General features: G+C 62.0%; 24 protein-coding genes. 13 read left to right on the top strand and 11 right to left on the bottom strand.

All coding sequences use genetic code 11. The features are described from left to right. Positions 1 to 4: 4 nt before the first annotated feature. Both ggt and SJY33_RS11170 read left to right on the top strand, forming a co-directional pair. The gene (gene ggt, locus SJY33_RS11175; RefSeq protein ID WP_379922838.1) at positions 5 to 1,714 is read left to right on the top strand and encodes a gamma-glutamyltransferase; all 1,710 of its coding nucleotides are present in this window, start codon (positions 5 to 7) and stop codon (positions 1,712 to 1,714) included. Positions 1,715 to 1,839: 125 nt separating this feature from the next. Continuing rightward, positions 1,840 to 3,699, top strand: a complete 1,860-nt coding sequence (locus SJY33_RS11170; protein ID WP_379922837.1) for an AMP-dependent synthetase/ligase — start codon at positions 1,840 to 1,842, stop codon at positions 3,697 to 3,699. 25 nt (positions 3,700 to 3,724) lie between these two features. Here SJY33_RS11170 and SJY33_RS11165 read toward each other — a convergent pair whose 3' ends face one another. The 4 genes from SJY33_RS11165 to SJY33_RS11150 form a co-directional block, all read right to left on the bottom strand. After that, positions 3,725 to 4,279 carry a hypothetical protein gene (locus SJY33_RS11165; RefSeq protein ID WP_379922836.1) on the bottom strand — a complete coding sequence of 185 codons (555 nt, stop codon included), beginning with the start codon at positions 4,277 to 4,279 and terminating at the stop codon, positions 3,725 to 3,727. Positions 4,280 to 4,335: 56 nt separating this feature from the next. Further along, complete coding sequence (locus SJY33_RS11160; RefSeq protein ID WP_379922835.1) at positions 4,336 to 4,926, bottom strand: NADPH-dependent FMN reductase; 591 nt, start codon at positions 4,924 to 4,926, stop codon at positions 4,336 to 4,338. Between the two features lie 283 nt (positions 4,927 to 5,209). Next, entirely contained in the window at positions 5,210 to 5,932 is a 723-nt protein-coding gene (gene phbB, locus SJY33_RS11155) for an acetoacetyl-CoA reductase (protein ID WP_379922834.1), read from the bottom strand. Between the two features lie 173 nt (positions 5,933 to 6,105). Next, complete coding sequence (locus SJY33_RS11150) at positions 6,106 to 6,888, bottom strand: hypothetical protein (RefSeq protein WP_379922833.1); 783 nt, start codon at positions 6,886 to 6,888, stop codon at positions 6,106 to 6,108. 365 nt (positions 6,889 to 7,253) lie between these two features. Between SJY33_RS11150 and SJY33_RS11145 the strand changes: the two genes are divergently transcribed. The 5 genes from SJY33_RS11145 to SJY33_RS11125 all read left to right on the top strand — a co-directional run bounded on the left by SJY33_RS11145 (position 7,254) and on the right by SJY33_RS11125 (position 13,327). Further along, entirely contained in the window at positions 7,254 to 7,676 is a 423-nt protein-coding gene (locus SJY33_RS11145; RefSeq protein WP_379923579.1) for a DUF3576 domain-containing protein, read from the top strand. A 26-nt stretch (positions 7,677 to 7,702) separates the two neighbouring features. Then, positions 7,703 to 10,258, top strand: coding sequence for a leucine--tRNA ligase (gene leuS, locus SJY33_RS11140; RefSeq protein ID WP_379922832.1), 2,556 nt, complete (start codon positions 7,703 to 7,705; stop codon positions 10,256 to 10,258). Continuing rightward, positions 10,258 to 10,758, top strand: coding sequence for an LPS assembly lipoprotein LptE (gene lptE / locus SJY33_RS11135; RefSeq protein WP_379922831.1), 501 nt, complete (start codon positions 10,258 to 10,260; stop codon positions 10,756 to 10,758). Before leuS ends, lptE begins: the two co-directional genes overlap by 1 nt. Further along, positions 10,755 to 11,819 (top strand): DNA polymerase III subunit delta, encoded by a 1,065-nt coding sequence (locus SJY33_RS11130; RefSeq protein WP_379922829.1) that lies wholly within the window; start codon positions 10,755 to 10,757, stop codon positions 11,817 to 11,819. Before lptE ends, SJY33_RS11130 begins: the two co-directional genes overlap by 4 nt. Positions 11,820 to 12,025: 206 nt before the next feature. Then, on the top strand, positions 12,026 to 13,327 hold the full coding sequence (locus SJY33_RS11125; RefSeq protein ID WP_379922828.1) for a sugar transferase: 1,302 nt from the start codon (positions 12,026 to 12,028) through the stop codon (positions 13,325 to 13,327). Positions 13,328 to 13,350: 23 nt separating this feature from the next. Here the strand turns inward: SJY33_RS11125 and SJY33_RS11120 are convergent, their stop codons facing one another. From SJY33_RS11120 to SJY33_RS11110, 3 genes are read right to left on the bottom strand one after another with little or no spacing between them, the layout of a single operon-like run. Further along, positions 13,351 to 13,944 (bottom strand): LptA/OstA family protein, encoded by a 594-nt coding sequence (locus tag SJY33_RS11120; RefSeq protein ID WP_379922827.1) that lies wholly within the window; start codon positions 13,942 to 13,944, stop codon positions 13,351 to 13,353. Further along, on the bottom strand, positions 13,944 to 14,615 hold the full coding sequence (gene lptC / locus SJY33_RS11115; RefSeq protein ID WP_379922826.1) for an LPS export ABC transporter periplasmic protein LptC: 672 nt from the start codon (positions 14,613 to 14,615) through the stop codon (positions 13,944 to 13,946). The genes SJY33_RS11120 and lptC overlap by 1 nt, the downstream gene beginning before the upstream one ends. Positions 14,616 to 14,651: 36 nt before the next feature. After that, complete coding sequence (locus SJY33_RS11110) at positions 14,652 to 15,272, bottom strand: ribonuclease D (protein WP_379922825.1); 621 nt, start codon at positions 15,270 to 15,272, stop codon at positions 14,652 to 14,654. Between the two features lie 80 nt (positions 15,273 to 15,352). Here SJY33_RS11110 and ung point away from each other — a divergent pair, with 80 nt between their 5' ends. After that, positions 15,353 to 16,039 (top strand): uracil-DNA glycosylase, encoded by a 687-nt coding sequence (ung, locus tag SJY33_RS11105; protein WP_379922824.1) that lies wholly within the window; start codon positions 15,353 to 15,355, stop codon positions 16,037 to 16,039. Between the two features lie 21 nt (positions 16,040 to 16,060). Here the strand turns inward: ung and SJY33_RS11100 are convergent, their stop codons facing one another. From SJY33_RS11100 to SJY33_RS11085, 4 genes are all read right to left on the bottom strand, one after another. Then, positions 16,061 to 17,026, bottom strand: a complete 966-nt coding sequence (locus SJY33_RS11100; RefSeq protein WP_379922823.1) for an alpha/beta hydrolase — start codon at positions 17,024 to 17,026, stop codon at positions 16,061 to 16,063. A gap of 18 nt (positions 17,027 to 17,044) precedes the next feature. Beyond that, a complete protein-coding gene (locus tag SJY33_RS11095; protein ID WP_379922822.1) occupies positions 17,045 to 17,698 on the bottom strand; it encodes an SdpI family protein in 654 nt (217 codons plus the stop codon). After that, entirely contained in the window at positions 17,695 to 17,997 is a 303-nt protein-coding gene (locus tag SJY33_RS11090; protein ID WP_379922821.1) for a metalloregulator ArsR/SmtB family transcription factor, read from the bottom strand. The genes SJY33_RS11095 and SJY33_RS11090 overlap by 4 nt, the downstream gene beginning before the upstream one ends. Positions 17,998 to 18,059: 62 nt before the next feature. Next, complete coding sequence (locus tag SJY33_RS11085; RefSeq protein WP_379922820.1) at positions 18,060 to 19,298, bottom strand: polyhydroxyalkanoate depolymerase; 1,239 nt, start codon at positions 19,296 to 19,298, stop codon at positions 18,060 to 18,062. 235 nt (positions 19,299 to 19,533) lie between these two features. Here SJY33_RS11085 and SJY33_RS11080 point away from each other — a divergent pair, with 235 nt between their 5' ends. The 5 genes from SJY33_RS11080 to SJY33_RS11060 all read left to right on the top strand — a co-directional run bounded on the left by SJY33_RS11080 (position 19,534) and on the right by SJY33_RS11060 (position 25,256). Further along, positions 19,534 to 21,342, top strand: a complete 1,809-nt coding sequence (locus SJY33_RS11080) for an ABC transporter transmembrane domain-containing protein (protein ID WP_379923578.1) — start codon at positions 19,534 to 19,536, stop codon at positions 21,340 to 21,342. Between the two features lie 127 nt (positions 21,343 to 21,469). Beyond that, positions 21,470 to 23,644: a M13 family metallopeptidase gene (locus SJY33_RS11075; RefSeq protein WP_379922819.1), complete on the top strand. Its 2,175-nt coding sequence runs from the start codon at positions 21,470 to 21,472 to the stop codon at positions 23,642 to 23,644. Between the two features lie 80 nt (positions 23,645 to 23,724). Further along, a complete protein-coding gene (locus tag SJY33_RS11070) occupies positions 23,725 to 24,537 on the top strand; it encodes an undecaprenyl-diphosphate phosphatase (protein WP_379922817.1) in 813 nt (270 codons plus the stop codon). 93 nt (positions 24,538 to 24,630) lie between these two features. Continuing rightward, a complete protein-coding gene (locus tag SJY33_RS11065) occupies positions 24,631 to 24,894 on the top strand; it encodes a hypothetical protein (protein WP_379922816.1) in 264 nt (87 codons plus the stop codon). Positions 24,895 to 24,986: 92 nt separating this feature from the next. Beyond that, a complete protein-coding gene (locus SJY33_RS11060) occupies positions 24,987 to 25,256 on the top strand; it encodes a hypothetical protein (RefSeq protein WP_379922815.1) in 270 nt (89 codons plus the stop codon). Positions 25,257 to 25,308: the final 52 nt, after the last annotated feature.

The raw sequence follows: 25,308 nt of genomic DNA, 5'->3' as shown, positions 1-25,308 counted from the left end.
AGTCATGCGTTTCTTTCCTGCTCTTGCCGCTTCGGTGGCGCTGGCGCTTTCGGGCTGCGCCACCCTTCCGCCGGTCGAACCTTCGCGGCCAGCGTCCGCAGGCGCGGTCAGCTCCGCCGACCCGCGCGCAACCGCTGCGGGTGATGCGATGCTGGCGCAAGGCGGTTCTGCGGTCGATGCCGCAATTGCCGTAATGCTGGCGCTTACGGTGGTCGAGCCGCAAAGTTCCGGAATCGGTGGGGGCGGCTTCATGCTGCGCGCCGACGGGGCGAATGGTGCGCTGACTACCATCGATGGCCGCGAAACGGCGCCGGCGGCGGCCACACCGACCCGGTTTCTCGATCCGCAAGGCAAGGTGTTGCCGCGTGAGGTTCGGGTCTTTTCCGGCCTGAGCGTTGGTGTGCCCGGAAACATGGCGCTTGCCGCCAAGGCCCACGCTGAACAGGGTTCGCTGCCTTGGGCTGCGCTGTTCGATCCTGCCATCGCGCTGGCACGTGACGGGTTCACAATGAACCGCCGGCTGCACGAATCGCTCGCGCAGAACAAGGGCCGGGCCGATCGCGACGAAGCGGCGCGGCGGGTGTTTTTTGGCGCTGATGGCGAACCGCTGCCGATCGGCACATTGGTGCGCAATCCGGAACTGGCTGCGACGCTTGCCGATCTGGCCGCAGGCGGGCCCGGTGCGATGTACGATCGCAGCGCCGACGAGCTGGCGCGCTGGATCGCCAAGGAAACTCCGCAGGACGGCACGATGACCCCGGCCGACATGCGCGGCTATTCCGCCAAGTCCCGCGACCCCGTGTGCGCGCCCTATCGCACGTACCGGGTGTGCGGGATGGGCCCGCCATCGTCGGGCGGCGTCGCGGTGGCGCAGATGCTCGGTCAGCTCGAACGGTTCGATCTTGCCGCGATGGGCCCGGGAAGCCCGCAGTTCTGGCACCTGTTCGTCGAAAGCCAGCGCATCGCCTATGCTGATCGCGAACTCTACATTGCGGATGCCGATTTCGTCGTTGTCCCAGTGTCGGGGTTGGTGGATCGCGCCTATGTCGCGCGCCGATCGGCCTTGATCGCGCCTGAAACCACGATGGCCAAGGCCGAAGCAGGCGTGCCGCCCGGCGCGCCGCTGGCACGCGGCGACGGGCCGGAAGAACCGGAAAACGGCACAACCCATTTCGCCATCGCCGATGCAGCGGGTAACGCCGTCAGCTACACATCGACTATCGAAGGTGCGTTCGGATCGGGACTGTTCTTTGGTGGGTTCTATCTCAACAACGAGCTGACCGACTTCACCCTGACACCCGAAGCTGATGGCAAGCCGGTTGCCAACCGGGTCGAGGGCGGGAAGCGTCCGCGTTCTTCAATGGCGCCGACCATCGTCTATGATGCGCAAGGTCAGATCGTGATTGTTATTGGTGCTGCAGGCGGGCCAACCATTCCGGTGCAGGTGGCCCGGTCGATCATCGGCGTGATCGATTTCGGGATGAGCGCGCAGGACGCGCTTGCCATGCCTTTTATCATGAGCTTCGGCGATTCGGTGCTGATCGAAAGCGGCAGCGCGCTTGAAGCGATGGAACCCGCGCTGAAAGCATTGGGTCATAGCGCCATTCGCAAAGGCTCCCCGCCGCTGAAGGCCAACGCCCTGCGGCGTCTGCCGACCGGCGGATGGGAGGTCGCTGTTGATCCGCGGCTGGCAGGCAAGCTCGAATACAAGTGACGCGGCTGGGGGCGGATCGCCGCTCTGCGCTTGCTGCTCCGGCGATCAGCTTCTAATCTGGGCCGCATACGGGGTCAGGCTTGAACTCCGAGACGATAACCCGAAGGGATCAGGAGCCTTTGCCAGTGCATGCCCCCGCCTTGCCGCATTCGCCCCGCGCGGTTGCCAACCCTGCGGACCACCCGCTGTTACAGGACATCGACAAGGCCCGGAACCTTGTCGAACTGTTCCTCATGCGGGCCGATGAAAAAGGCGATGCGTCTTTCCTTGGCCGCAAGACCGGCGGGCAGTGGGTCACGCAAAGCTGGCGATCTGCGGCAGAGCATGTTTGCCTGCTGGCCGAAGCATTGCGGCGTATGGGGCTTGATGATGGCGACCGGGTGGCGCTGGTGTCCGAAAACCGGCCCGAATGGTGCATCGCGGATCTGGCGATCATGGCGGCAGGCTGCATTACGGTGCCCACCTATACCACCAACACGCGGCGCGATCACGCGCACATCCTCGACAATTCCGGCGCACGCGCCGTGGTCGTCTCGAATGAAAAGCTGCTCGCCCCGCTGGTGGGCGCGATCGGCGAAACCGGGCTGGTTGAACATGTCATCGGTATCGACAATCTGAAACGGCAGCAATCGGGCAGCTTTGAATATCATAGCTGGGGCGCTCTTGTGATCGGCGACGCAGCAGAAGCGCGGGAAGCAGTGAATACGCGGATCGCGGAAATTGACCGGTCTGACACCGCATGTCTGATCTACACCAGCGGCACCGGCGGGGCGCCGCGCGGCGTGAAGCAGCATCATGGAGCGATCCTGTGCAATGCGGCGGGCGCGGCTGAGGTTCTGATCGAGGATTTCGGCCTCACCGAAGAACGGTTCCTGTCGTTCCTCCCACTCAGCCACGCCTATGAACACTCCGGCGGACAATATCTGCCCATCGGCGTCGGCGCGGAAATTTTCTATTCCGAAGGCCTGGAAAAGCTGGCGAGCAATATCGAGGAAACCCGCCCGACGCTGATGGTCGTGGTCCCGCGCCTGTTTGAAGTGCTGCGCACGCGCATCATGAAACAGGTCGAAAAGCAGGGCAAAGTGGCCAATTTCATGATGGACAGTGCGCTCAGGATCGCCGGGAACAGCAAGGACGGCAAAAAGCGTCTGCGCGACCGGCCGCTTGATCTGCTGATCGAAAAGACACTGCGTCCCAAGATCCGCGCCAAGTTTGGCGGACGGATCAAGGCGATGGTTTCGGGCGGCGCGCCGCTCAACCCCGAAGTCGGCAATTTCTTCGATGCGATGGGGCTGACCATGCTGCAAGGCTACGGCCAGACCGAAGCCGGGCCGGTGATCAGCTGCAATCGCCCCAAGGTCGGGCTGAAGATGGACACGGTCGGCCCGCCGCTGCGCGGGGTCGAGGTGCGCGTGGCCGAAGATGGCGAGCTGCTGGTGCGCGGCGAACTGGTGATGCATGGTTACTGGCGCAACGAAGCCGAAACCGCGCGCACGCTGAAAGATGGCTGGCTGCACACCGGCGACATCGGCCATTTCGATAACAAGGGCCGGATCGTCATCACCGACCGCAAGAAGGACATGATCGTCAACGACAAGGGCGACAACATCGCCCCCCAGAAGGTCGAAGGGATGCTGACACTCCAGCCCGAAATCGCGCAGGCGATGGTGAGCGGGGACAAGCGGCCCTATGTCGTGGGCCTCATCGTGCCGGACGCCGAATGGGCGCTGGAATGGGCGCGCGCCAATGGCGAGAAGTTCGACCTGAAGGCGTTGCAGGATCTCCCCGCGTTCAAGAACGCGGTGCGCGCGGCGGTCGACCGGACTAATGCCGACCTGTCGGTGATCGAGAAGGTCCGCCAGTTCGCGTTCGCCGACGAAGCGTTTTCGATCGAGAATGAGGAAATGACGCCGAGCATGAAGATACGGCGTCACAAGATCCGCGACCGATATCAGCCGCGGATTGACGGGCTGTATCGGGGGTAGGGGGCTGGCTTCAGCCTCTCAGCCGTCACCCCAGACTTGATCCGGGGTTGGTCTTCGTGGAATCCTTTGTAGGCTTCACCTTCGCGGCCAGTGCCTTGATGTGACCCAGCTGCTGATGGAGGTGTGTTTGCACCTCCTCGAGCTCGGCAAGAATGGTAAGCATCTCGATCCGGTTGAGCTGCCGTGGCGGCAGGCGTTTCTCGGTCTTCCCGTCGAATGCGGCATGCTGGATGACCACACCGTTACCCGACGCCTTCACCGTCCCGTGTGCGAGATAGGCGCGCAATTCGTGGACCTTCTCCCACCGCCCGATACGCGTCCTTGCGACCTTGCCGTGTACCCCGAAATCGTGACTGGCGATGCAGGTGCTCAACGCTTTGAGGCGCGCGCCGGCGAAAGGGTGGCGCGCATCCTTGCCCACGGCGATGCCCGCCTTTTCGAGCGCGCGCAGGCAATCCGCAACTGAATGTTCGGCGCGGGAAAATACCTCAAGGCAGCAGCCCCGCCAGGCACAGACCGCTACGGACCAATCATCCAGTCCGAAAAAGCTGATCTTGTTGATATCGAAATGCACGGACATGGGCGTCGCATAAGATGCAAGCCCTTAAGCCTTCGTCACTTTTGTCACGCACGCCCTCAATAAGGCGGCTTCACCTTCTCTCGCTGCGTCTTGGCTGCCGCGGTCCACCACAGCAGATCATCGGCAAAGCGCGGAAACTGCTGCTCGAGCGCCTTGCCGCCATCGCCCACTGGCTCCCCGTCCTCGTCCAGAGTATCCTTCATCGGACCCACCGCAATGGTGCTCGAGACCACCACCATTCCCATCTCGCCGAGGATATCGCGCCACGCCAGTGCAGAGCGCACCCCGCCGAAACGTCCGGCAGAGTAGCTCGCGATCGCCGCGGGCCGCCAGAACCATTCTTCCAGAAAGTGGTCGGTGAGGTTCTTCAGCCCGGGCTGCACGCTCCAATTATATTCGCCCGTCACAAACACGAAGGCATCGGCCTTGCGGATCTTGCCTGCCAGCGCCTCCATCGCCGCAGGCGCCTCACCTTCGGGATATTCCTTGTACATGCGGTCGAGCATGGGGAGATTCACCGCCTGTGCATCGATCAGCTCGGCATCCGCACCGCGTCCCTGTAACTGGCGGACGCAGTATTCGGCCAGTCGGATGCCTTGCTGGTCGTGGCGGTAGGATCCGTAGAATACAAGAATGCGGTCAGCCATCGGAAGTCTCCTTCATTGGCGGGCTAACGCAGGCACGTGACAGATGCCCGGCGATTCGGGACAAAACATGGTTTCTGCGCGGGAATTTGATGGCGGGCGGGCTGTTCTTCCCACCGATCTGTTCGAACCTAACAGCCATTGTCACGAGAATCGTCGCATTACTCTGCTAACACATTGGTGCGACCCGAGGAGCCTTGGCTCCTGCCTTCAAGCCCCTGCCGCAAGGCAGGGGCCTTTTTTTCCCGGCACTTTGGGTTTGGCGCAAGACCGCGGCAGGTCACGATCAATACATGTGCTGGCCGCCATTGATGCTCATGGTCGAACCCGTCATGAATCCGCCATTCTCTGACGTGAGGAAAGCCACCCCGCGGGCGATTTCTTCCGCCATGCCAAGCCGGCCGACGGGGATCTTGGCGACGATCTTCTCCAGCACGGGCGCGGGCACGGCGGCGACCATATCAGTGTCGATATATCCCGGCGCGATGGCGTTCACGGTGACGCCGCATTTCGCGCCTTCCTGCGCCAGAGCTTTCGTGAATCCGTGAATACCGCTTTTGGCTGCAGCATAATTGACCTGGCCGTATTGGCCCGCCTGTCCGTTGATCGAACCAATATTGACGATCCGTCCCCATCCCCGTTCGCACATGTCGGGGAAAGTGGCCTTGGCCATGTTGAAGCACCCGCCAAGGTTGACGCGGATCACGTCGTTCCAGTCATCGAAACTGACCTTGCGCAGCGTGCCATCCCGGGTGATGCCCGCATTGTTCACCACGATATCGACGGCACCGAAATCGCGCGCGATCTGCGCGCACCCTTCCAACGTGGCTTCGTGATCGCCGACATCCCATTTGAACGCGGGAATGCCCGTTTCGGCGGTGAAGGCCTTTGCCTTTTCTTCATTGCCCGCATAGTTGGCGATCACGGTATGACCCTGCCGGGCAAGACGCTTGCAAATCGCCTCCCCGATCCCGCGTGTACCGCCGGTGACGATGGCTACCCTACCCATGCGCATTCCTCCCCAATTCTCAACATGTTTGCACCATCAGCAACGTAGCGTTGCCGTAGCGTCAGGGGAAGCGACGAATAGCTATGTCATCGCTGCAACGGTACGGCTTGGAAAGCAGGTCGTGAGGAAAAGGGGGGGCAGCGAAGCGAGACGGATCGCCCCGTACGAAACGGTCAGAACTTGATCTGTGTTCCGACGTAAACCGCTTGGCTATCCTGCACCGAATTGGTCAGCGGATCGAGCCGCTCACGTTCCTGCGAATAGCGCACGCCCGCTGTCACATTGAGATTGGGCGAAAGCCGGAAGCTGCCGCCCAGACCAACCGTCTGCGCTGCGGTGGCATCAAGCGTATTGGCCGACCGTCCCGCAATCTGACGATCTTCCAGTTCGATTCGCGGCTGAAGGCGCGAAGGCCTTTCGTCCGATTTAGGGCGTGAGGGTTCAAACTGCGCTAGATCGGGCAACGCCACATTCTTGACATTGGCCGACAGATCGATCGATCGCGTGAAGCTCTTGTAACCGCGCGCCGCACCCAGCTGGAACCGGCTGGTATCAAGGCCTGCCAGACCCAGTCCGCGGCCCGGTGCCACCTCCACGGCCTTGCGCACCGTAATGGCACGGGCGCTGTCATCATCGACGCGAACGGCCACGGTCATGGTGCGATTGCCGGAAAGCCGGGGCGCACTGGCCGGCGTGAAGCGCACACCGCGCGCCCGCGCCTTGTCAGCTACGCGGGCGGCCAGCGCAGGATCGACCGAAGCGGGCGTAAACATCCGCAACCCCAGCGATTCCATCGCCGCAGAACTGCGTGCTACCGATCGCATCGGGCTGATTTCGGCGGCGAGCGCAAAGGCACCGGGAAGCGCGAAAGCCAACGCTCCGCACGAAAGCGCGCACAGGGCAAACGACGGCAGCGTGCGCTGCGCCTTTGCTGAGCTGTCCGACTTGCGTGCCATTATGCGATCCGATTCCCGTTCTGTTGTGCCAGATTCATCCGACCCGGCCATTTCGCCTCACCACGACTCACCTTAATGGCGGCTGAGTCGCAGCGATTGCTAACCAGTGATAGGCACGGTCTGCTTGCATGCAATGGCTTTGCCATGATGCGAACCGGATTCGCGCCCGACCTGTGGCTCCATGCACACAGACGCCGCATGCAACCCTAATTCAGGTTGGGTAAAGCCCACAGAAGGCCTTGGAGCGGTTGATGCTTGCCGCATCAACCCTTGGGGCTATAGAGCGGGCCCATACACATGATGAGGATGAACCGGCTGTGACACGCGCCAATTCCGCCACTTTCCGCCACGCCCCCCGCCGCCGTATGGCCGGCCTTGCCCTGCTTGGAGGCGCGATGATTGCTCTTGCTGCGTGCGGCGGGAAGGATCGTCCGCGCACCGAACTGGCGGCAGCGCAGATCAACACCATCGGTGTGAATGCCTATCTGTGGCGTGCGTCGCTCGACACGGTGGCCTTTGCCCCGCTGCTTCAGGCTGACAGCGCCGGCGGCGTGATTGTGACTGACTGGTACACCAACCCCGCCAACCCGGGGGAGCGCGTGAAGCTGACCGTCACGATTCTCGATCAGGATCTGCGCGCTGATGCGTTGCGCGTGGCGGCAAGTCGCCAGGTCAACGAAGCGGGCACGTGGGTCGAAGCCCCCGTGCAGGCGGCAACGGTCCAGAAGCTGGAAGACATCATCCTTACGAAGGCCCGCGATCTGCGCCGCCAGGCGCTCGCATCGTAACACCGCCCTGCCACGGATAGGCTGACATGACTGACCATTCCAATGATCTGTCCGTCACCGGCGGACGGGAGCGTTTCGATCCGTCTGTGGCCGACAGCCGCTGGCAGCGTGCCTGGACGGACGCAGGCACCTTCATCGCTGATTCTGACAGCGAGAAGCCCAAAAGCTACATCCTTGAGATGTTCCCCTATCCCTCGGGGCGCATCCACATGGGGCATGTGCGCAACTACACCATGGGCGATGTGCTGGCGCGCTATCAGAAGATGCGCGGGTTCGAAGTGCTGCACCCGATGGGGTGGGACGCCTTCGGAATGCCGGCCGAAAACGCCGCGATGGAAAAGGGCGTGCATCCCGGCGGGTGGACGCGGGCGAACATCGCGCAGATGAAGGCGCAATTGCAGCGCATCGGATTTGCGCTCGACTGGACCCGCGAATTCGCCACTTGCGATCCCGAATATTACGGCCACGAACAGGCGCTGTTCCTCGACCTGTATGGAGCGGGCCTCGTCTACCGCAAGGAATCGACCGTCAATTGGGACCCGGTCGACATGACCGTGCTCGCCAACGAGCAGGTGATCGACGGCAAGGGCTGGCGTTCTGGCGCCGAGGTCGAGAAGCGCAAGCTCAACCAGTGGTTCCTGAAGATCACCGACTTTGCGGACGATCTGCTGGAGGGCCTGGGGAGCCTTGAAGACTGGCCCGAAAAGGTCCGGCTGATGCAGGAAAACTGGATCGGCAAGTCGCAGGGTCTGGAATTCAGCTTCGATCTTTCCGACGGTGGCAAGCTGGCGGTCTATTCGACCCGGCCCGACACGATCTTCGGCGCCAGCTTCTGCGCCATTGCCGCCGATCACCCGATCGCGCAGGGCCTGGCGGATGACCCCGAGGTCGCCGCCTTCATCGACCGGTGCAAGAAAGGCGCGACCACGGCTGCCGCGCTCGAAACGGCGGAGAAGCTGGGCTATCGCACGCCCGTAACCGCCAGGCATCCGTTCACCGGGGCGGACCTCCCGGTGTTCATCGCCAATTTCGTGCTGATGGAATACGGCACCGGCGCGGTGATGGGCGTGCCGGGCCATGACCAGCGCGACTTCGAATTCGCCACGAAATACGACCTGCCGATCCTGCGCGTCGTCGCCAGCGACCCCGTGCGCGCGGACGAGCCTTTCAAGGGCGAAGCTGAGGCGGGCGACGGGGTGATCGTCAATTCCGACTTCCTCAACGACATGACGGTGGAGGACGCCAAGCAGGCGGTTATCACCCGCGCCGAAAGCGGCGGTTGGGGCGAAGGCCGCACCGTGTGGCGTCTGCGCGACTGGGGCGTCAGCCGCCAGCGCTATTGGGGCACGCCCATCCCCTTCATCCACTGCGATACCTGCGGCGTGGTGCCGGTGCCCAAAGCGCAGTTGCCGGTGAAGCTGCCCGAGGATGTCAGCTTCGAGGTCCCCGGCAACCCGCTCGAACGCCACCCGACCTGGAAGCACGTGGACTGCCCCAAGTGCGGCGCAGCGGCGCGGCGCGAGACCGATACGCTCGACACCTTTGTGGACAGTTCCTGGTATTTCTTGCGCTTCGCGAGCCAGCCCGCCGACCGTCCGTTCGACCCCGAAGAGGTCGCCAAATGGCTGCCGGTGCAACACTACATTGGCGGGGTCGAGCACGCGATCCTGCACCTGCTCTACGCCCGGTTCTGGACGCGGGCGCTAGCGCACATGGGCCAGATCGCGGTGCAGGAGCCCTTCGCGGCATTGTTCACGCAAGGGATGGTGACGCACGAGACGTATAGCCGCATCGACGAGAGCCGCGGCGTGCCGGTGTTCTTCGCGCCCGAAGACGTGAACCGCGCATCCGATGGTGCAACGTTGCGCGCCGATGGCGCCCCGATCGACATTGGCCGCGTCATCAAGATGTCGAAGTCGAAGAAGAACGTCGTCGACCCCGATGCGATCGTCGCTCGCCACGGCGCGGATGCGGTGCGCTGGTTCATGCTGTCCGACTCGCCGCCCGAACGCGACCTGCCGTGGTCGGATGCAGGGATCGAGGGCTGCGCGCGCTTCGTGCAGCGCCTGTGGCGCTTGTTCAGCGCCTATGACGCGGGCGCGGCCGGCGAGGACAAGGCGCTCGACCGCAAGACCCATCAGACCATCGCAGCGATCGCCAGCGACATCGAAGGCTTGGGCTTCAACAAGGCGGTGGCCCGCATCTATGAATTGGCGGGAGCCGTAGAGAAGGCCGCCCCTTCTGCAAGCCGGTCCGCGGCGATCCGCGCTTTGGTTCACCTTGCCGCTCCGATGATGCCGCACCTGGCCGAGGAAGCATGGGCGGGCATGGGCTATGCGACCTTGATCGCCGATGCCTCTTGGCCCGAAGTCGATCCCGCGCTGCTGGTCGATGACGAGGTTACCATCGCGATCCAGCACATGGGCAAGCTGCGCGACACCGTCACCGCGCCCAAGGGGGCATCAAAGGACGCTCTTGAGGCGTTGGCGCTGGCTTCGGCCAATCTGCAACGATCGGTCGATGGCGCTGCGATCCGCAAGATCATTGTGGTGCCCGATCGTTTGGTGAATATCGTTACCTGATGCGCATCCTGCTTTCGCTTATGGCGATAATCGCCCTGTCGTCCTGTGGTCTTTCGCCGATGTATGCGGGCGGTGCGCGTGCAGACGTGGCGCAAGGGCTGGGCGCGGTCGAGGTCCCCGCGATCCCCGGGCGTGGCGGGTGGCTGGTTAAGAATGCGCTGGATGCGCAATTCGGCATGGCGGGCCAAACCACCCCGCAATATCGGCTTGATGTTCGGCTGGACGATTCGCTCGAAGCGCTGGGCGTGCTCAATGATGACACGATCAGCCGCGAACGCCGGATTTTGCGCGCGCGCTATCAATTGATCGAACTGGCAACAGGATCGGTGTTGCTTGATGCCACTGCGGGGTCTGATGCTGGAATCGATGTGGTGTCATCGGAATATGCCACCATCGCGGCCGAGCAAAAGGCGCTTGAAAACCTCGCCATCGAAGTGGCCGATCGGATGGTGACGCAAGTTGCTTTAACGCTGCGCAATCGCGCCGTTGCAGGCCAGTGAAGGCCAAGAACGGCGATTTTGCCCGCGGTATCCCGCAAGGTGCGTTGTCTGCCCGGATCTTCTTTTTCTGCGGCCCGGACGAAGCGGGTGCTAGCGCGGCTGCAAACCGGATCGCGGCATCGCTGTCGGAACCGGGCGAGCGGGTGGAGCTTGCCGGGGCCGATTTGCGCCGCGATCCAGCGCTTTTAGGGGACGAGGCGCGGTCCACTTCGCTGTTTGGCGGCGCACGTCACATATGGGTGCGTGCCAGCGGTGACGAGGCGCATGATGCGATTCAGTACCTGATCGAAACGGCCGATGCAGGCGCAGGCCTGGCGGCGCCTGTGCTGGTGGTGGCAACGTCAGCCACTGACAAATCGCGCACGGCCAAGCTGCTGGAAAAGCGCAAGGATGCACTGGTGGCGATGTTTCATCCGCCCGACCTTGGCACCGTGGCAGCGGCGGTGCGCGGGATGGCCGATGCTGCGGGCCTGCGCCTCGGCGGCGATCTGGCCGAACGCATCGCCCGGGGGGCCGGGCTTGATGTTCGTCTGGCCCAGTCCGAGGTCAGCAAGCTTGCGCTTTATTGCGGTGCCGATCCGCAGGCCCCGCGCCCGGCCACGCCCGAAGATCATGCAGCGATCGGCGCCGCCACCGAAGAAGATGGGTTTGCGCCGCTGATCAATGCGGTGCTTGGCGGCGAACTTGGCAAGATTGCTTCTGAAATCAAACGGATGCGTGAATTGGGCCTCAACCCGGTGGGCGTTGCCCTGGCGCTGGAACGGCGGGCGGCGCAACTGGCGCAGATCGCTGCTTATGTCGGCCCGCGCGGCAGTTTCGACCAGATCGACAAGGGCGCCGAGATGCGTCTTGGTATCTTCTTCAAGGAAAAGCGCGACATCGCCAACCAGTTCAAGCGGTGGACACTCGGGATGGGGCGGGGCAGCCGTGAAACCCGACTCGAACGATTAATACCGCGGCTGACGGTTCTCCACCGCAATCTGCTCGCCAACAGCCAATCTGCGGAGTTGCTGCTGGCGCACGAACTGGCAGAAATTGCCCGCTTTGCCGCGAAGCGATAGCAAAATGTGACAAACTGCGTTTCGCAGTCGCACAATGTGATCTTTCCTCTGTATGGGGCGCTAAGTAGAAAACCCTGGGTCGCGCCTTCGGGGGAAGGTCTCCAATGAATCGCGTCACACCGAAACTTCTGGAATCGGTTCGACATAATGCCGTCGATAGCAGGTTGGCGCCCTCGTTGGAGCGGCGGCGACTGCGCGCGTATGTCATGCTTTTGATAGCTGACGGCGTGCTGTTGAACATGTGTTTTGCGGTTGCCGCCTTACTTTGGGAAGGGCGCTGGTGGGAACCGCGCTCGATGTTGGCAGCGCAGGCGACGATGCCGATTTTCTACACGATTGCGCTGTATAACGGTTCTTATGGCGTCACTGCGCTGCGCGATTGGCTGTATGCGTCGCGCAAGGTGGTGGTGGCGCTTGTCATTTCCGCTGCGCTTATCAATTTCCTCGGATTCTATACCAAGTCGAACGAGGATTTTTCCCGCGCGGCAGTCACGCTCGGTTTGCTGTTCACTGCGATTTCGCTGGTTATGCTTCGCCGCGTGGTCGCCGAGTTCATCCAGCGCCATTGGGGTGGCCGGGTGTCGAACTGCATGGTGATCAATGACGGGGGGGCAAGCTTCATCTTCGACGGGGCAGAGACGATTTCGGCGGAAGAATACAATCTCGACCCCGGCAGTCGTGACCCCTTCATGCTAGATCGCCTCGGAAAGCTGTTGCGCAATCAGGATCAGGTCGTTGTCAGTTGTCCGCGCGAACGGCGCGAGGGGTGGGCGTTTCTGCTCAAATCGGCGGGTGTGTACGGTGAGATCGTCAGCGAACCGGCGCACAGCTTGGGCGCGGTGGGGGTGCATCGCTATGATTCGCTCGACCGCACGACACTGGTGGTATCGACAGGGCCGCTGGGTCTGCGTGCGCGCATACTGAAGCGATCCTTTGATGTCGCGGTGGCGGGCAGTGCGTTGCTGGTGTTATCGCCGCTTCTCATTCTGGTGGCGATCCTCATCAAGGTGGAAGACCGCGGCCCGGTACTGTTCATCCAGCGCAGGCTGGGACGCGGCAATCAGTTCTTCAACATGTTCAAGTTTCGCTCCATGCTCGAAGACAAGCTTGACCATGCAGGATCACGTTCTGCCGCGCGCGAAGATGATCGTATCACCCGCATTGGCCACATCATCCGCCGGACCAGCATCGACGAATTGCCGCAGATCATCAATGTGCTGAAGGGCGATATGTCGATTGTGGGCCCGCGCCCGCACGCGCTGGGATCCCAGGCCAACAACAAGTATTTTTGGGACATCGACCGCGAATATTGGCAGCGTCACTGCCTCAAGCCGGGGCTGACAGGGCTTGCGCAGGTTCGCGGACATCGCGGCGCGACCGAGCACGAAAAGGATCTGACCGACCGGCTGCAATCCGATCTTGAATATATCGCAGGCTGGTCGTTGCGGCGCGATATCGGAATTGTGCTGCGCACCGTGCTGGTTCTGAAACACAATAACGCCTTCTAACGCCGGTAAAGCCCCATGCGGCGTTATGGGTTACGGTTCTGCGGGACAGTAAAGCTTCCGGTGACACGCCCTGGCCCGGCGGGTGTCCCCGGCGCACCGATGCTGGAACCCGAAGCCGTGCCATCGACCGTCGAAAGGCCGCTGGCAAGATCGATCACCAGTCTGCCGCCGTTCAACGTATCCGAACCACGGCGTAGGCTGACATTGCCTGCCATCGTGATGATCCTGCGGTTGAAATCATAAATTGCATTGTTGCCGCTGGCACGTTCGTTGCCGCGGGTGACAACCACGCCGCTGGTGGCCGTGATACGCTGAATTTCCAGCTGCCCGCTATCGGTGAAGTTGACCAGCATCCGGTCGGATTGAATCCGCAGCCCCGCCTGATTGACCGTCACGCCGCCGCTGAAAATCACCTGATTGGCGCGGTCGTCGAGCACGATCTTGCCGGCATCATAGGTGACAGGCGCGTTGGAATCATGGCTGGCGATGCCTTGCGCATGAAGAGCCATCCCTCCCGCCAAAGCGGCCGCCAGCGCAAAGCCCGCAGCCCCCCAGATCAGGGCCAGACGGCCAAGCGGTGTGCGCACGGGTCGGGCATCGTCAGGCGGTAAGGTCATCACGGCATCCTCAACTGGCCGGGGATCATCGTCAGGCGAGCATCGCCTTCGAGCGTTATCGTGCGCGCCGACAGATCGGCGCGCATCGTGTTGGCAGAAAACGTCCCGGCCGGGATCTGGCCCGAGACGCCCGAATCGCCCTGCATCGTACGCGCTTTTAGATCGACCGAAACGCCGCGGGCAATCATGGCATAGCCATCATTGGCGGTGAGGCGGACCGGTCCGTTCACCGCGACGGTTTCGGCGTCGATGTCATAGATACCGCCGTCGGCGCTGAGCCTTGCGGGCCCTTCGGTTAGCAACAACTGTGCGACCAGATCCTGCATCCGCACCAGGCCTTCGGTGCTGGATCGCTGCACCGCATCGCCCGCCAGAAGCGAGAACGGCCGGCCCTGATTGTCGCGGCCGCGATACATCGCATTGTCCACGCTCAGCCGGTCATCAATCTGGGCGACCTTGTTGCGATCGAGCAGAAAGCTCACCTCGCCCCGCGGGCTGAGCGGGGTGATGATCATCAGCGCCGCCATCACACCGGCACCCATCGGCAGGGCGCGTGCCAGAAACCGGACCAACCGATCATGCGATCCGCCGGGCGCGGCAAAACGCTGACGGCGGCCACGCAGCGCACGCGCTTCGCTGGTTTCGATGCGTGGGTTCTGGGCTGGAGCCATGATCCGGACGGTGCTTCGCGCTTCCTTGTTGAAGGCTTACATGTGGCTGAAGATGTCGTTTTCGGCCCATCCGGCGATATCGAGCATCGCGCGGGTGGGAAGAAAATCGAAACAGGCCTGCGCGATTTCGCTGCGACCTTCGCGTTCCAATCGCCGGGTCAATTCGTCGCGCAAACGGTGAAGATAACGCACATCGGACGCGGCGTAATCGCGCTGCGCATCCGACAGGACAGGGCCACCCCAGTCCGAGCTTTGCTGTTGTTTGGAAATGCTTTCGCCCAGCAATTCTTCGACCAGGTTCTTCAGACCATGCCGATCGGTATAGGTGCGCACAAGCTTGCTGGCGATCTTGGTGCAGAATACCGGCCCGGCCGTGACGCCAAGGTAATATTGCACCGCAGCCAGATCAAACCGGCCGTAGTGGTAGATCTTCACCCGCGCCGGATCGCTCAGTATCGCTTCGAGATTGGGCGCGTCATAGGCACTGCCGGGATTGAACCGGACAAGGTGTTCGTCACCCGATCCATCGGAAATCTGTACGACGCACAACCGGTCACGCGGGGTGATGAGACCCATCGTTTCGGTATCGACCGCAAGATCGCTGGTGCCGGTCAAAACGCCGGCGGGAAGGTCTTCTTCATGAAAATGGACAGCCATGCCGCCCGCCCTACGCCGATTGGGGAAAGAGGGGAAGTGTTCAGTGGCCTGTTCAGACAGGGCGTGGCAGTTGGGCGGGGATGACAAACGAGACGATCCCCGAAAGCTGGCGCAGCGTGCTGGAACCCGTTCTGGCCGCGCCCGAAGCGCGAAAGCTGGGCGGCTGGCTGAAGGCCGAAGAGGCCGGCGGCGCTGTGATCTATCCTCCGTGGGGGCAAAGGCTTGCTGCGCTTGCACTTACCCCACTGCCCGATGTGCGGTGCGTGATCCTGGGGCAAGACCCTTATCACGGGGCAGGGCAAGCCCACGGGCTGGCCTTTTCGGTGCAGCCCGGCGTGCGGGTTCCGCCTTCGCTGGTCAATATCTACAAGGAGTTGGAGGCCGATTGCGGAATTGAGCGCCCACAAAGCGGCGATCTGACGTCATGGGCGCGGCAAGGTGTGCTGCTATTGAACAATACGCTGACGGTGGCGGCTGGTCAGGCCGGAAGCCATGCGGGACGCGGATGGGATGCGGTCACCGATGCCTGCGTTGCGGCCGTCGCTGACCGCGATGAACCGACCGTCTTCATCCTGTGGGGCAGCCATGCCCGCAAAAAGGCCGGGCGGGTGCCGGGCTTGGGCCGTGCAAGCCAGCATCTGGTGCTGACATCCGCACACCCCAGCCCGTTGTCAGCCTATACCGGCTTTTTCGGCTCGCGTCCGTTCAGCCAGACCAACGCCTTCCTCGCAGAGCATGGGCGGGGGACGATTGACTGGCGGTTGTGAAGGGCAGGGCCGCAGCCCCCGTTACCTTTTGATGAAGTCGGCAATGGTGGCGGCAACACCGTCGCTTAGCGGTAGATCGGGATTGCCGTAAGCGGCGATATTGGCTGCCGGGTTGTTGCTGTCCACCGTCTTTAGCACGTGATTGACGCCGGGCAGCACAGTCAAGGTGGCGGCAGGTTGAGCGGTCTTGATGCGTTCGGCATCGGCAACCGACACTTGCAGGTCCTGATCGCCCTGTACGATCAGGATCGGCAGGTCGGTGTTCGCCGCAAGCTGCGCCGGGTCCAGCGCGAAGGCGCTGATGAGAAAGCCTTGCACGGCCGGATTGAACAGCGGATGAAGCGGCGCAGGCAAGGTCGCCAGATCAACGCGCTCCCCTGCAGCAAGGCTATCGATCGCGGCGTCGGCTGGTGCGATCAGCGGCGCATTGGCGGGGTTGGCGCGCAGCTGCGATTTGATCGTGTCGCCCATCGAACGCCCCAAGGAGGCTACCAGCACGACGCCGCACAGATCCTGCCCCTGCTGCGCCGCAGCAAGCGCCACAAGGCCGCCTTCGCTATGGCCGATCAACCAGACGCAAGGCGCCCTTGTTTGTTCGCGGATTGCAGCCACCCAGGTGGCCGTATCGGCGACATAGTCGGCAATCGTGACGGCATTGGCATCGGGGATGGCGGCTGCGCTGCCGAACATGCCGCGCTTGTCGATCCGCACGCTGGTGATCCCTTCTGCAGCCAGCGCTTCGGCAAGCATCCTGTAGGTAGCGGCTTTCAGGCCCATCGGATTATTCCCATCGCGGTCGGTGGGGCCTGATCCCGGGATGATCAGGACTGCCGGCGCTGTGGCACCCGGCACGCGCAGCATCGAGCCTTTGAGCAGCCCTTGGGGCCCAGCCGCTTCGATCTCGATTTCAGCCAAGGCTGTTTGCGCATAAACAGGATGGGTCATCGCTGCTGCGCAGCATATCAGAAGTGTGGCAATCCGTGTCATGGCGCGCTCCCTTACATCTTATCCGGCGCGAGTGCGCCACAACCACCAGCTATAGGCAACCGGCACCACGACCGCGATTGCGATCAGAGCGGTTATTGCGATCCATTGCCCTTCGGGCGAAATCGGTGCGAGCGTTGCCAGCACGATCAGGCAACCGGCGATCATCATCATCTTTCCGCCGAGCCGGTGCGTGGCGATCCAGTTGTCGGTATCGGTCAGCGTCCACGGGGTACGAATGCCGACAAGGAAGCTGGGCCGTGATTTGGGCAAGCTGTCGCCAATCATCACCAGCAAGGCGCCCAGCCCCACCAACACAAGATCAGGGCCCAGATCCCAGTCCAGCCCGGGCCCGGCAATCGCCATCTGGACAAAAACCATGAGCAGGATCGTTCCGATCCAGGCCGAACGCAGCAAGGGGCCCGACGCTTCGAGGCGATCTTGCAGCGGTTCCATCTGCGGCACGGCGGCAAACAGGACACCGATCAGCACGGATACACCGGCCGGAAGCAGCAGCGCGGTTCCGGCAGAAGCGAACCCATCAGCCTCGCCCGCGGCGTTCCAATGGATCGGCAACTGCGCTCCTTCCGGCAGGTGCGCTGCTACCCACAGACCGAACAGCGCCATCGCGGCTGCGATCACCAGATTAGCGACCAGAAGCCCGCGCACTTTCATGCCGTTTCACCTTCGTCAGGCTGGGGTGCCGCGTCCTGCGTGCCGATGCCGACGCGCCCCATAAAGCCAAGCAACGCCTCTTCAAGCGTCGACAGATTGAGCGTGTAGGTGATTGATCCGCCGCGGTTTTCCCCACGGATCAGTCCGGCTGATTTCAGCTTGGCAAAATGGCCCGACATGGTCGGCTTGGACACAGGAAAACAATCGGCGATCGCACCTGCCGACATGCCGCCGCGCTTGAGCAATTCCAGCACTTCGCGGCGGATGGGGTGGGCCAAGGCGTCGAATATCTCGGTCATCGGCATTTAGCTAAATGCCGAAATGATCCGTGTCAACCGCAAGGCTTGCCTTGCAGGTTATGTTATCCGGCGTGCGCGGCAATCCATTCTTCCACCACCGGAGCTACCTTCGTGCGCCAGCGGCTGCCGTTGAAGATGCCATAATGGCCCGCGCCTTCGGCCATGTAATACCGCTTCTTGTCGTCGGGCAGGTTGGGTGTCAGCTTCAACGACGCCTTGGTCTGGCCCAGACCGGAAATATCGTCTCTTTCGCCCTCGATCGCCAGCAGCGCGGTGTCGGTGATCCGGGTAATATCCACCAGTTCGCCCTTGTGACGGAATTCGCCCTTGGGGATCGAATGCTTCTGGAACACCTCTTCCACCGTCTGCAGATAGAATTCCGCCGTCATGTCGCAAACGCTGCGGTATTCGTCGTAGAAGTCTTTCGTCGCCTGAGCGGAGGCATCGTCACCTGCGGTGAGGTGTTTGAACATTTCGTAATGGCTCATCATGTGGCTCGACAGGTTCATCGACATGAAGGCATTCAGCTGCATGAAGCCAGGGTAAACCCTGCGGCCTGAGCCGGGGTATTTCATTGGCACGGTGGCGATCACCGATTGGCGGAACCATTCGATCGGGCGCTGCATCGCCATGTTGTTGACCACGGTGGGGCATTCGCGCGTGTCGATCGGGCCGCCCATCATGGTGAGGGTTGCCGGCGTCGCAGGCGAATTGTGGAGGTTCAGCAAAGCGGTCGCTGCGAAGGCCGGAACGCTTGGCTGGCAGACTGCCATCATGTGGATGCGCTGACCGCCAGCCTCTTCGTGAACGTGTTCGGCAAAAGCGATCAGATAATCGATGTAGTCGTCCAGATCGAAGCGACCCGCCGTCAGCGGCACCATCTTCGCATCAGCCCAATCGGTGATGAACACATCGGCGCTTTCCAGCATCCGTTCCACCGTGCCGCGCAGCAACGTGGCGTAATGCCCGCTCATCGGAGCGACAATCAGCAAACGCGGCCGGTCTGAAGGCGTACCTTCAACCGTGAAGTGCAGCAAATCCCCGAAAGGACGGCTGAGCGCGATGGTTTCCTTTACGGCATGCGCATTGCCATCAATCATGATGCTGGTGATACCAAAATCAGGCTTGCCGTAATGCGCGGTGGCATGGGCGAACACTTCAAGCGCGTTGGCCGTCATGGGTCCCATGCCGACATACCCGAACGGATTGGCGGGATTGGCCAGCATTTCTGCGCTGATCGAAGCGAGCGCGCTGGCGCTGTTCATCCAGCTGCGCTGGAGTTCATAAGCATGATAAAGCATCGGCATACCTCAAGCATCGAACGGTTTGCCGCCCGGTTGTCGCGGCATCGTGGGCATACAGATGGGCCTTCGCCGACCATTGTGCAATGCACAATTGATTCAGCGGCGCGCTGCCGGGCAGCCGGTCATGGCGCTTTTTGCACGTGAAATTTCTGCCGTGCAGGGCTAGAGCGCTGCGATCATGCAAGTCGAACTCCCGAAGCGCGAACTTTCCGATGGCCCGGCCCATGGCGATATGATGGCCGAACCGCCCGCGGCGGCAACATCTGCGCAAGAGGCTGCAGCGCCCAAGTCACGGTCGCTCGGTCCGCTCAAGATGGTGTTCGGCACGGCCATTCAGTATCCTCGGCAGATCGGTTTGGCGCTGCTTGCGCTGGTCATCACATCGGCAGCGACGCTCGCCATTCCGTGGCGCTTCAAGGTTATCATCGATGAAGCCTTTACAGGCGCCGCCAGCCCGGACGATATTGGCCGGGCGTTTCAATACCTGCTGATGATCGTCGTGGTGCTGGGCATCGGCACTGCGCTGCGGTTCTATTTCGTCAGCTGGCTGGGCGAACGGGTGGTGGCCGATATCCGGCTGAAGGTGCAGGCCAATCTGCTCCGCCTGTCACCGGGCTTTTATGAAGTGAACAGCCCCAAGGAAATTTCCAGCCGGATGACAAGCGACACCGCAGTGATCGAAAACGTGGTCGGCACCACGGTATCGGTCGCGCTGCGCAACACGCTGACGGCCATTGGCGGCATCGGCCTGCTTTTGTATCTTGCCCCGTCGCTGACGCTGGGCCTTCTGATCGGCATTCCTCTGGTCATCGCGCCGATCGTGTTTTTCGGGCGCAAGATACGGGCCGTTTCGCGTTCGAGCCAGGATCGCATCGCTGACGTCGGGGCTTATGTCACCGAAGTCCTGTCCGCGATGAAGATCGTGCAGAGCTTCGGGCAGGAACGCCGTGAGAGTGATCGCTTTGCCGGGGTCGTTGAAGGCACGTTCGATACCGCGCGGCGCCGGATTGTGCTGCGCGCCGCAATGACGTCGGTGGTGATCCTGCTGGTCTTTGGCGGGGTGGTGCTGGTGATGTGGCGCGGCGCGCTGGCGGTTGCGGAAGGCACGATCAGCGGGGGCACAATCGCGGCATTCGTACTGACCGGCGGGCTTGTCGCCGGCGCGCTTGGCTCGCTGACCGAAGTGTACGGCGATCTGTTGCGCGGCGCGGGCGCGGCCAGCCGCTTGGCCGAACTGCTTGATTCGCGGCCTGAGATCGCTGCACCTGCCCGCCCCGAACGTCTGCCCGAACCGGCACGCGGCAGCCTGTCGTTCCGCAATGTCACGTTTCGTTACCCCGCCCGTCCCGAAGTCGCCGCATTGAGCGACTTCACGCTCGAAATCGAGCCCGGAGAAACCATCGCGATTGTCGGCCCTTCGGGCGCCGGCAAATCCACGATCTTCCAGCTTGTCGAACGCTTTTACGACCCGCAGGTCGGCACGATCCGCCTTGATGGAGTGCCGCTGACCAGTGCCGATCCCGCCGATATCCGCGCGCGTCTGGCGCTGGTGCCTCAGGAAGGCGTGTTGTTCAGTGCGAATGCTCGTGACAACCTGCGCTATGGCAACTGGAGCGCGACCGACGAAGAGATCTGGGATGCGGCCCGCGCTGCCAACGCAGAAAGCTTCCTGCGCAAGCTGCCGCAGGGTCTGGATACGTATCTGGGCGAAGGCGGCACGCAATTGTCTGGCGGGCAGCAACAGCGCGTCGCGATCGCCCGCGCCTTGCTGCGCGATGCGCCGATCCTGCTGCTGGACGAAGCGACCAGCGCGCTGGATGCCGAAAGCGAACAATTGGTGCAGCAGGCGCTGGACGGGTTGATGCAGGGGCGCACCACGCTGGTAATCGCGCACCGTCTTGCCACCGTACGGGCGGCTGACCGGATTATTGTGCTGGAAGATGGACGGATCATCGAACAGGGTACGCATGATGCCTTGACCAAGGCCGGCGGGCTCTATGCGCGCCTGGCCCGGTTGCAATTTGCCGATGCGGCCGCCTGAAAGCGCAGCCCTTGTCTTTTCGACGAAACGCATGGCCCGCCGGATAAGCGGCAACTCTTTGGCTTGTGCGACGTTATTGTGACCTCTTGCAAATATTCTGCCGCAGCTTTCCAGGGACACCCCAGATATGATCCACAAGACAGCCGCCCTTATCGGCGCCAGCCTGATCGCGCTTGCCGCGCCAGCTTTTGCGCAGGACCATGCGCACGGGCAGGACATCGCGATCGACGCGCTGACGCAAACCGGTTCGGATACGCCGGCGTCGGCCTTGCCAACGATGAGCTTCGGGGAATGGGGCGTCGATCCCGACCTGCTTGCTGACGACATCAAGCCGGGCGATGATTTCAACGCCTACGTCAACAAGCGGTGGATCGATGCCAACCCCTTGCCCGCCGAATTCAGCCGCATCGGCGCCTTCACCCTGCTAGGCGAAAAAAGCACCGCCGACGTAAAGGCGATGATGGACGACCTGATGGCCAAGGATGCCGCCAGCCTTTCGGATGACGAACGCCGCATCGTCGAGGCTTACCGTGCCTATCTCGACACAGATACGATCGAAGCTGCCGGACTTGCTCCTGCGCGCCCCTATCTTAACCGGATTGTGGCTGCGACCAGCCTTGAAGCTCTTGCGATGCTGTGGGCCGAACCCGGATACGCCAGCCCGCTTGGGGCCGGTGTGGGCGTCGATGCCAAGCAGCCCGACCGGTATATCGCCAGTGTCGGCTTTGGCGGGCTGGGGATGCCGGACCGCGACTATTATCTTGATACCTCGGAAAAAGGTCAGGCAATCCAGGCCAAGTACAAGGAATTTCTGGTCTTCCTAATGGGCGAGGCCGGATACACCGATCCGGCGGGAGCCGCTGCGGCGGTCTATGCCTTTGAAGATCGCATTGCCCGCGACGTGGCGTGGGATCGCACCGTGCGTCGCAACCGCGATCTCACCTATAACCTGCTGACCGCGGACGAACTGTCCGCAATCAGCGGCAAGGTTCCCGTGGCCGCGATGTTGCAGCAGATCGGCGTGTCCGACAGCCCTGGCTTCGTCGTCAGCCTGATGCCGCCCACCGCTGAAGAAATCGCCCAGTACAAGCTTGATGATGCCACACTCGCCAAAATTGGTACGGGTTTGCCGGGTATGTTCAAACTGCTTGAAGATATGCCTGTCGCGACGCTTCAGGCGTGGATGATGAAGGAGTTTCTGGCGAACAACGCGGCCGTGCTGCCCGCGCGCTTTGATGCGGCCAGCTTTGCATTCTATGGCAACACCCTGCGCGGCACACCCGAGCAGCGCCCCCGCTGGAAGCGCGCCATCGGCGAATCCGAAGGCCTGTTGGGCGAACTGATCGGCAAGGAATATGTCGCACGCCACTTCCCGGCGGAAAACAAGGTGGCGATGGACGAACTGGTCGCCAACCTGCGGTTGGCCTTGCGCGAATCGATCGCGGAAATCGACTGGATGGGCGACCAGACCAAGGTACAGGCGCTGGCCAAGCTCGACAGCTTCGACCCCAAAATCGGCTATCGCCCTAATCTGGAAACCTATGAAGGCCTTGCGATCACAGCAGGTGATCCCATCGCCAACCGCATGGCTGCGGCAAAATGGCAGTTGGCCGATAATGTTGCCAAACTGGGCCAGCCAATCGACCGCACTGAATGGGGCATGCTGCCCCAGACCGTGAACGCCTATTACAACTCGGTGAAGAACGAAATCGTCTTTCCCGCTGGCATTCTGCAGCAGCCGTTCTTTGCACTGTCGAACGATATTGCGGTCAATTACGGCGCCATTGGCGGCGTGATCGGCCACGAAATTGGTCACGGTTTCGACGATCAGGGGTCAAAGTCGGATGCCACGGGCAAACTGAGCAACTGGTGGACCGATGAAGACCGCACCGCGTTTGACGAATTGGGCAACCGTCTGGTCGCGCAGTACAACGGTTTCTGCCCGCTCGACGATGGCAAGACCTGTGTGAACGGGCGGCTGACGCTGGGCGAAAATATTGGCGATGTCGGCGGGCTTTCGATGGCTTACCGCGCCTACAAGATTGCCACCAAGGGCAAGGACGTACCGGTGATCGACGGGCTGACAGGTGATCAGCGCTTCTTCCTGGCCTGGGCGCAGGTGTGGCGTTCCAACCAGCGCGAGGCAAATTACCGCAACCGGCTGGTGACAGACAGCCACAGCCCCGAAGAATATCGCGTCAACGGAGTCGTGCGCAATCTGGACGAATGGTACGAAGCCTTCGGTGTGAAGCCTGGCGATGCCATGTACCTTCCCCCGGAACAACGCGTGCGCATCTGGTAATCCGCTTCAAGGCCCGCCCCATCAACCGGGCGGGCCTTTTGGTTTGACTTGCCGCCCCCTGTCGGCAAAGCGCACCGCCCATGAACGAAACCATCGTAGCGATCCTGCTCGGCATCCTTGAAGGGTTGACCGAATTCCTGCCTGTCTCATCGACGGGGCATCTTATCCTCGCCTCCGAACTGTTCGGTTACGACGCTGCGCAGTGGGCGCAGTTCAACGTCGTGATCCAGCTCGGCGCGATCCTGGCAGTGGTGGTGACGTATTTTCGCTACCTGTGGGGGATGTTCATGGGTCTGCTGAAGTGGGAGCGAACATCGGTGCTGTTCGTGCGCAACCTGCTGATTGGCTTCACACCCGCCGCGGTGATCGGGCTGCTTGCCAAAGACCAAATTTTTGCACTGCTCGAAAGCCCGCTGGTGGTGGCCTGGGCGCTGCTGGTCGGCGGGATTGCGATGATCGGTCTGGAAAAGGCCGTGCGCCCCGGTGAAGACAGCGGTGTCGCCGCAATTCCTCTGAAGAAAGTGATCGGCATCGGTTTTATCCAATGTCTGGCGATGATTCCGGGCACCAGCCGTTCGGGCGCGACCATCCTTGGCGCATTGGCGATGGGCGTAGGGCGCAAGACCGCCGCCGAATTCAGCTTTTTCCTTGCGGTGCCCACCATGCTGGGTGCAGCAACCGTCAAGATCGCATCCGAACCCGAAGCACTGCTGGCCGGCAACGGGTTAATCGGGTGGGGCGAGATAGCGATCGGTCTTGCTGCCGCCTTTATGGCGGCGATGTTGGTGATCCGCGCCTTTGTCACCTATGTCAGCCGCTTCGGGTTTGCGCCCTTTGGCTACTACCGCATCATCATTGGCGGTGCAGCGCTCGTTTGGCTGACATTGCGTTAATTGCACTTTTGCGGAACGGCTTTCTGTTCCGCTGGTTGAGAAGGTGAACCGGGCCGATCGCAATCGGGCGGTGTTATCGGAGATTGCAGACAAATGGCGTTGCTGGTGCTGATCGTGTTGGGGGCTACGTTAGGCTGGCTCGCCTCGATTATCGCCCGGACCGAGGCGCCGGGCAGTATCCTGCGCCAGATCGGCGTGGGAACCACGGTTTCGGTGATTGCGGGCGAGTTGGCCAATGAGGGTGCCGTGGTCGGCAGCCTGTCACTCCTCAGTCTTGGCGTGGCGCTGGGTGCCACGGGGGCTGCGTTGGTACTGTATCATGCACTGCGCCTGCGCAGGACAAACGCACCCACATGAAATTTTGCAAGCCTATGGAACTTTCGACACGATACGCTCTATAGGCAAGCTTGGCAGGTGGATGCCTGCCAGCCAGTTTTATGGAGAGCGTTATGAAGTTCACGTCCAAGCACACTGCCTTCTTTGCTGCCGCAGCCCTCGGTCTGTCGCTCGCTGCCTGCGAAGGCCCGAACGAAAACGCCATGGAAGATGCTGGCGAACAGAACGCCGAGATGGTTGAAGAGAAGGCCGACGCCATGGAAGACGCTGGCCAGATCACCGACGCCCAGGAAGACGCCATGGTCGACAATGCTGAAGACAAGGCCGACGCCATGGAAGCCAAGGGCGAAGCCATGGATGACGGCGCGGTCGTCGCTGAATAATTCGTCATATCCGTTGGCTGGCAACGGCCAATGATAGACACGACAGCCCGGG

It is taken from the genome of Erythrobacter sp. R86502 (assembly GCF_042466465.1).
Taxonomy (GTDB): Bacteria; Pseudomonadota; Alphaproteobacteria; order Sphingomonadales; family Sphingomonadaceae; genus Erythrobacter.
The sequence above is the reverse complement of the archived record's forward strand: the minus strand, read 5'-3'. Positions and strand labels throughout refer to the sequence as shown.